This window comes from Streptomyces alkaliphilus (genome assembly GCF_014141535.1).
GTDB classification, from domain to species: domain Bacteria; phylum Actinomycetota; class Actinomycetes; order Streptomycetales; family Streptomycetaceae; genus Streptomyces; species Streptomyces alkaliphilus.
This window is the reverse complement of sequence record NZ_VKHT01001019.1, coordinates 1-1,742: the sequence shown is the minus strand read 5'-3', so window position 1 is coordinate 1,742 and position 1,742 is coordinate 1. Positions and strand designations below refer to the sequence as shown.

The 1,742-nt window shown below is 74.4% G+C and carries 1 protein-coding gene; it reads right to left on the bottom strand.

Annotated elements, in window-relative coordinates:
* On the bottom strand, positions 1 to 1,686 hold a 1,686-nt coding region (locus FNQ90_RS22060), incomplete at its 3' end, for an ABC transporter substrate-binding protein (RefSeq protein WP_182607955.1).
* Positions 1,687 to 1,742: the final 56 nt, after the last annotated feature.

The following is a 1,742-nucleotide window of genomic DNA, read 5'->3' as shown; positions in this document are numbered from 1 at the left end:
GTGGGTGGTGCGCCGGCGGTGGACGGCACGGGCGGCGACGGCGAGCAGCAGCACCGGGGCGGCGATGCCGACGGCGGTCCCGAGGCCGGTGCCGCGCCCCTCCCCGACCGCCGTCCCGCCGGGCACCGGCGCGGCGAGGGCGTAGCCGTAGTCGGCCTGTTGCCGGGTGATCGAGCCGCCCGAGGCGGGGAGCATCCCGAAGCCGCCCCATCCGGCGGAGTGCGCCTCCATGGTGTGGTCGTAGGCCAGCACGATCTGCGGCGCGTCCAGGTAGAGGTGGCGCTGCATCCGTCGCACCAGTTCGGCCCTGGCCTCCGGGTCGGTCTCGCGGCGCTGCCGCTCGTACAGGGCGTCGAACTCCTCGTCGCAGTACCAGGAGAAGGTCAGGTCGGTGGGGCGCGGTTCCTCGGGGAGGCGGGCGCAGGTGTGGTAGGCGAAGTCCTCGTCGGGGTCGGGGCCGTAGTTCCAGCCGCCGAAGGCGATGTCGTAGGTGCCGGCGGCGGTGCGCTCGTTGAGCGGGGCGGAGGAGAGCGCCTCGGGACGCAGCTCGACGCCGATGTCGGCGGCCCACTCGACCAGGAAGTCCCGGATGTCGGCGTAGACGGGCCGGTCGGAGTGGTACAGCAGCCGGAAGGACAGCGGTCGACCGCTGTCGGGGTCGATCCGCGGGCCGTCCGGGCCGACGCGGTGGTAGCCGGCCTCGTCGAGCATCCGGTTGGCGAGGTCGGGGTCGGCGGTGACGGTCTCCGGGCCGGGGTCCCAGAAGTGGCGGGGGAAGACGGGGGAGACGATGGACACGCCCGGCTCGGCGTGGCCGGCGTGCACGATCTCCACCAGCCGGTCGCGGTCCACCACGTGGTGGAGGGCGCGGCGCACGACGGGGTCGCGCAGGGCGGGGTGGCCGTCCCCGATGGGGCGGCCGTCGCGGGTGCGGGCGCCGGTGTTGAAGCCGATGGCGTCCCAGTGCCGGCCGGGCTGGACGGAGACGGTGACCCCGGGTGTGACGCGCAGCGCGTCGGCCTGTTGCGGGTTGAGGCCGTCCACCAGGTCGATCTCACCGCGCAGCAGGGCCTGGACGGCGGCCTCGGTGGTCTCGTGGTTGCGCATCACCAGCCGGTCGTAGGCGGGGCGACCGCGCGGGTGGTCGGGGTTGGCGACCAGCGTGATCCGCTCGCCGGGGCGGTACTCGGCCAGGGAGAAGAGGCCGGAGGTGGGCAGGCCGGGTTCGCCCCGGTAGCCGGCCGGGTCGTCCAGCTCCGACCAGACGTGCGCGGGGACGATCGGGGTGTTGTTGAGGTGGTGCATGACCGCGCCCGGCTCGGCGACCCGGATGACCAGGGTGTGATCGTCGACGGCCTCCACGTCGGTGAAGTTGTCCACCAGGCCGCCGTGCCGTCCGTTGAGGACGGGGTCGGTGCGCAGCAGGTCCAGGGTGAAGGCGGCGTCCCGTGCGGTGACGGGCACCCCGTCGGACCACACCGCCTCCGGGTCCATCCGGTAGGTCCACACCCGGCCGTCGGTGGAGTGCTCCCATTCCAGGGCCAGGCCGGGGGCCGGCGCCCAGTCCTCGCGGCCCCAGCGGATCAGCGGCTCGTACATGAGGTTGTTGATCTCGCCCTGGATCACCCAGCCGGAGTCCAGCGGGTTGAGGTGGGGCAGGGCGTCCAGACCGGTGCGGCCGACCACGAGGGTCCGGTCTCCGGCGTCCGCCGGGGCGGCCTCCCCGACCCGCGTGGCGGGGG